This window comes from Thermoanaerobacterales bacterium (genome assembly GCA_030019475.1).
In the GTDB taxonomy this organism is placed as follows: Bacteria; Bacillota; Desulfotomaculia; order Desulfotomaculales; family JASEER01; genus JASEER01.
The window spans coordinates 1-4,949 of record JASEER010000074.1; the positions used below are offsets into that span (position 1 = coordinate 1).

Here is a 4,949-nt window from a genome sequence, read left to right on the forward strand (position 1 = left end):
CCGAAAACATTCCTCGCCCCCCCAACGGTTACGCCGTAGCCTGCACGGCCATCTCCGCCTCGCGGAGTTCCTTCTGCTCCGCTTCAACCAGGACCTTCTCCGTGTCCAGCATAATGATCAACCGTTCGCCCCAGAGGGCGATACCGCGCAGGTAGGCGGAATCGATGCCGTTGATCACCGGCGGCGGGGGTTCGATGCTCTCCGCCGGGAGACGCAGGACTTCCAGGACCGCGTCGACGACCATGCCCACCGTCATGCCGTTCATCTCCACGATGATGATGCGGCTGGCGCGGGTCTGCTCGTTCTGCGGCATCCCGAAGCGCCGGCGCAGGTCGATCACCGGGATGATCCGCCCGCGCAGGTTGATGACCCCTTCGACGAACTGCGGCGCCCGCGGCACCCGGGTGATGGCCTCCATGCGGATGATCTCGTAGACGCGTGCGATATCCACCCCATAGGTCTGCTCCGCCAGTTGGAAGACGACAACCTGTTCCTCGTTGCCCCTGATCTCGGTTTCCTGTGCCATTCCGGTCACCTCCGCAAATATTAGGCTAGCTTGAACTTGGCCAGAACCTGCCGCAACCCTTCGGCCGCCCGCGACAGCTCCGTCACGGCCGCCGCGGTTTCCTCGGTGCCGGCCGCGGCCTCCTCGGCGGCGGCGGCGATCAACTGTACCGCGTTGACCACTTCCTCGCCCCTGGCCGCGCCGCGTTCCGAGTTCTCGGCGATGGCCTCGGCCATGGCCACCGACTTCTTCACCGCCTCCCCGATCTCGCGGATGAAGCGGTTGATCTCCTTCGTCAACTCCACCCCGTGGCGCGCCGACCCCATGGCGGCCGCCGCGCCCTCGCGGACGTCCTTCACCAGCCGGGCGATCTCCTTGGAGGAGGTCCCGGAACGCTCGGCCAGCTTCCGGATCTGCTCGGCCACCACAGCGAAGCCGCGGCCCTGCTCCCCGACCCGCGCCGCCTCGATGGCGGCGTTCAGGGCCAGGAGGTTGGTCTGTTCGGCAATATCCTCCACAACATGAAGAATTTCGCCAATCTGGTCAGATTCCTTCCCGAGGGCGGCCATTTTTTGGTTGATTTGTGCGATCGTACGCGCGGTCTGCGTGAGGATCTCGGTTCCCGCGGCGGCCGTTTTCTGCGAGGCGGAGGCCGCCTCGGCCGCCCGGCGGGCGCTGAAAGATGCTTCTTCTATGATACGGGCCATCTCCTCAGTGGTCCGGGCGACGGCCTGCACCTCTTCCGCCTGCTGCCCGCTCCCGCTGGCCACGCGGTCGGCGCTCGCCGAGATCTGTGCCGTGGCCTCGGTCAGGGCGGTCACCTGCCGCTGAAGGACCTCCACCAGTTCCCGCAGGGTACCGCGCAATCTCTCGAAGGCGCGCGCCAATTCGCCGATCTCGTCGCGGTTCTTGATCTCCACCGCGGCCGTCAGGTCCCCGCCGGCCAGCCGCTCCACGCCGCTCGTGAGTTTCCTGGCCGCGCCGACAATGCCCGCGGCCATAAAATACCCAAGGGCCATGATGATTACCACGGCCGCGGCCGTCCCGAACCCTACCACCTGTAAGGCCCGGACCATGGCCTGCTCGTCCTCTGCAGTCGTAAAGGAATAGATCGCGCCGGCGCCCACCAGGGCCGTAAAAAGGGAGGAAAGCAGGCAGAGAAGGAAGAACTTCACCTTCACCGTCGGCCTGACCGAGAACTTGCGCCTCTTTGCTTCTGGCGGGGTACGGCGAAGCATCTCTCTCACTCCTCTGGTCTTTCCCTCTAAGTTATTCGATTATAGTTTACCAAATTTCTCGGACAAGCAGGGAAATTTTTTTATTTTTAAGAATCCACACCAATATGGCAGGAAAGGCTTGCTAAACCGCGAATCTCTGTGAAGACGGTCGAACTATGTAAATGCCGGGTTAGCTCCGGGTTAGCTAAGGAGGGCGGAACGTGGATCTGACCACTCTGCTTGGGATCACCTTTGGCGCGGCCTCGCTTCTAATCGCCTTTCTCATCGAAGGCGGCCACATAGGCCAACTCCTTTCCCCTACCGCCTTGCTCATCGTCTTCGGCGGCACCTTTGGGGCGACGGCGGCCAGCTTTTCCTGGCCACAGCTGAAGCAGGTCGTGCCCGCCATACGCGCCCTGCTCTTCCACCGCATGCCGGAAGAGGGGGCCGTCATCCACCAGATTGTCGCCATGGCTGAAAAGGCCCGGCGCGAAGGGCTGCTATCCCTGGAAAAGCAGCTGGACGAGGTCGAAGACCCCTTTATGCGCAAGGGCTTGCAGCTCGTGGTGGACGGCACCGAACCGGAGACCGTGCGCGGGATCCTGGAGATCGAGATGTACTCCCTCAACGAACGGCACCGGGTGGCGCAGGAGATTTTCGAGTCGGCCGGCGGGTACGCCCCGACGATGGGTATCATCGGGACGGTGCTGGGCCTGATCCACGTTCTCTCCAGCCTCTCCAACCCTGAAAAGCTAGGCCCGGCCATCGCCCTGGCCTTCACGGCGACCCTGTGGGGCGTTTCCTCGGCCAACGTCCTCTGGTTCCCCATCGGCACGCGGCTGAAGAACATCAGCCGCAAGGAGGCGCAGGTCCGGGAACTGATGCTGGAAGGCATTCTGGCCCTACAGGCCGGGAACAACCCGATTATGATCACCGAACGTCTTACCGCCTTCCTCAGCCCGAGGGAGCGCGAAGCGGCGAAGAACGAAGGCGCGCCGGGAGCTGAAGCCTATGGCGCTTCATAGGAGGCAGGGCCAGCAACATGGGTCGAAGGCCAGTCAGGATCGCTGGCTGATCACCTACGCCGACCTGATCACTCTCCTGCTGATCTTCTTTGTCGTGATGTACGCCATGAGCAAGGTCGACGCCTCCAAGTTCCGCGCCATCGCCGAGTCTCTAACCAAGGCCCTGGGAGGCGCCGGAATGGTCCTCGATTACCCCGGGGTAACCGTGGCCCCGGGCGTGGGCGTCACGGGGCAGGACAGCCCGTCCATCCAGAACAAGCAGGAAGGACTGATGCTGGAAAAGATCCAGTCCCAGCTTGAGCAGCTGATCAAGGAGCAAGGACTCCAGGCGAGGTTAAGCGTGCGTTCCGAGGAACGGGGCATCGTCCTTTCCATCCAGGACACGGCGCTCTTCCCCCTCGCGTCCGCCGAGCTGACCCCGCAGGCGAAGGAGATCGTGCATAAGGTCGGCCTGATCCTGCTGCAGACATCGAACTATATCAGGATCGAGGGCCATACCGACAACCTGCCGATCCACAACGCCCGTTTCCCGTCAAACTGGGAGCTTTCGGTGGCCCGCTCCTGCAGCGTGGTCCAGGAGCTGATCCGCGACCTGCACTTCCCGCCCGAGAGGCTTTCGGCCACCGGGTACGGCGAGTACCGCCCGGTGGCGACCAACGACACCCCCGAAGGGCGCCAGCAGAACCGGCGGGTCGATTTCATCATCCTGCGCAGCAAGTACGAAGGCGCCGAGCCCCATTCTACGGCCCCCGTACCGCTCCCCGGCACCGTACCCTAGAACACACCAACGGGACTTCCGGCGGGCTTGCATACGGCGGCGGACCGTGGTAAAATTAAATGTGCAACGGGCGATTAGCTCAGGGGGAGAGCGCTTGACTCACATTCAAGAGGTCGCTGGTTCGATCCCAGCATCGCCCACCAATAACGGCAAGGGTTAGCGGGTTTAGGACCCGTTACGAGAAGCGGTTGCCCACGAGATGTTCACGAAGCAACCGGCTTTATCGGCCAGGAGTAGTCGGTATCTGCTCCTGGCCTTTTTCTTTCCTACCCGTACAACCTCCTGGATGACGTGGATAACCTTCATCTCCCAGTCCACGCATTCTTAATTGCACCCCTATAGCGTTAGTGCTATACTGTTTACAGGCGGTGAACCTATGCTTCTGATCGACGTGGAACCCGTCCTTGAGTTTCTCGGCTCCCTTGACCCCAAGGTGCGCGCCAAGGTCTACCGTGGAATCGACCTCCTGGCGAACCACTGGCCGCTCATCGGTGAGCCCCACGTAAAGCGCGTTCCGGGGCACGAAGGGCTATGGGAACTTCGAGAGCAATACGGGAACACCCGCGTCCGACTCTTCTTCTTCCAGGCCGGACCCGACCTCTTGGCCCTTGTCCACGGCTATGTAAAGAAGACCAAGAAGGCCCCGTCCAACATTCTCAGGACGGCGGCAAGGAAGATGGATGAGTACCGTTCAAGGAGGGATATCTAGTGCTCGACTACCGTGACGCCCTGAAAAAAGAAATGAAGAGCCCCGCCTTCAAGGAAGCGTGGGATAGCTTCAGCCTGGAATATGAGCTGGCGGGCCTCCTTATCCGCCTCCGGAACGAAGCCGGGCTTTCCCAGGCCGAACTTGCCCGGCGAGTGGGTACCACCCAGTCCGCTATCGCCAGAATGGAAAGTGGAAAGGTTATTCCCCGCCTGGAAAGCTTAAACAAGATCGCCCGTGCTTGCGGCAAGAGACTCGAAATACAAGCACGGTAGGGTCTCTCAGCCCGTGATTTCAAGCGGGAGTGCGATGCCTTGGAGCCGGAATACCGCTTGCTGAAGGCCATCGCCCGCCTGGAAAGCGGCCAGGCAAACCCGCCATCGGATTCTTGAAGAGCGTCGCGCAATTCGGACTAGACCCGTCCTATGAGAAGAGTGATCAGCTTGAGCCAGTTGCGCAGGTACACCGGCAGGATATAGCGCTGGCGCACATGCTCCCGGCCGTCGGCGCCCAGCCGCCTCCCGAGAGCGGGTTCGGCGAGCAGGCACCGGATCTTCAGGGCCACATCCTCGGCCGTCCGGGCGATCAGCCCGGTTCTGCCGTCGAGCACCTGGTGCGCCAGGCCCCCGGTGGGCGTGGCCACCAGGGGTTTCCCCTTCCACAAGGCTTCGGTGGCCGTCAGCCCGAAGCCCTCGCGCAGCGACTTCTGCACGATGAC

The 4,949-nt window shown here is 62.4% G+C and carries 7 protein-coding genes and 1 tRNA gene; 5 read left to right on the forward strand and 3 right to left on the reverse strand.

Annotated elements, in window-relative coordinates; all coding sequences use genetic code 11:
- Positions 1–28: 28 nt before the first annotated feature.
- Entirely contained in the window at positions 29–526 is a 498-nt protein-coding gene (locus QMC81_11720) for a chemotaxis protein CheW (protein MDI6908138.1), read from the reverse strand.
- A gap of 20 nt (positions 527–546) precedes the next feature.
- Positions 547–1,743: a methyl-accepting chemotaxis protein gene (locus QMC81_11725; protein ID MDI6908139.1), complete on the reverse strand. Its 1,197-nt coding sequence runs from the start codon at positions 1,741–1,743 to the stop codon at positions 547–549.
- A 200-nt stretch (positions 1,744–1,943) separates the two neighbouring features.
- Here QMC81_11725 and QMC81_11730 point away from each other — a divergent pair, with 200 nt between their 5' ends.
- The 5 genes from QMC81_11730 (at position 1,944) to QMC81_11750 (ending at position 4,506) form a co-directional block, all read left to right on the forward strand.
- Positions 1,944–2,747 (forward strand): flagellar motor protein, encoded by an 804-nt coding sequence (locus tag QMC81_11730; protein MDI6908140.1) that lies wholly within the window; start codon positions 1,944–1,946, stop codon positions 2,745–2,747.
- Positions 2,734–3,525, forward strand: coding sequence for a flagellar motor protein MotB (locus QMC81_11735; protein MDI6908141.1), 792 nt, complete (start codon positions 2,734–2,736; stop codon positions 3,523–3,525). Before QMC81_11730 ends, QMC81_11735 begins: the two co-directional genes overlap by 14 nt.
- A gap of 68 nt (positions 3,526–3,593) precedes the next feature.
- A tRNA-Val gene (locus tag QMC81_11740) sits at positions 3,594–3,668 on the forward strand.
- A gap of 233 nt (positions 3,669–3,901) precedes the next feature.
- Entirely contained in the window at positions 3,902–4,234 is a 333-nt protein-coding gene (locus QMC81_11745; protein MDI6908142.1) for a type II toxin-antitoxin system RelE/ParE family toxin, read from the forward strand.
- Entirely contained in the window at positions 4,234–4,506 is a 273-nt protein-coding gene (locus QMC81_11750) for a helix-turn-helix domain-containing protein (GenBank protein ID MDI6908143.1), read from the forward strand. Before QMC81_11745 ends, QMC81_11750 begins: the two co-directional genes overlap by 1 nt.
- A gap of 137 nt (positions 4,507–4,643) precedes the next feature.
- Here QMC81_11750 and QMC81_11755 read toward each other — a convergent pair.
- Positions 4,644–4,949: glycosyltransferase (locus QMC81_11755; protein MDI6908144.1), on the reverse strand; the 306-nt coding region annotated here is incomplete at its 5' end.

Bases quoted from the DNA above. Each gene is read 5' to 3' on its own strand.
- QMC81_11735 (MDI6908141.1), top strand. From the start codon at position 2,734: ATGGCGCTTCATAGGAGGCAGGGCCAGCAACATGGGTCGAAGGCCAGT.
- QMC81_11725 (MDI6908139.1), bottom strand. From the start codon at position 1,743: ATGCTTCGCCGTACCCCGCCAGAAGCAAAGAGGCGCAAGTTCTCGGTC.
- QMC81_11745 (MDI6908142.1), top strand. From the start codon at position 3,902: ATGCTTCTGATCGACGTGGAACCCGTCCTTGAGTTTCTCGGCTCCCTT.
- QMC81_11720 (MDI6908138.1), bottom strand. From the start codon at position 526: ATGGCACAGGAAACCGAGATCAGGGGCAACGAGGAACAGGTTGTCGTC.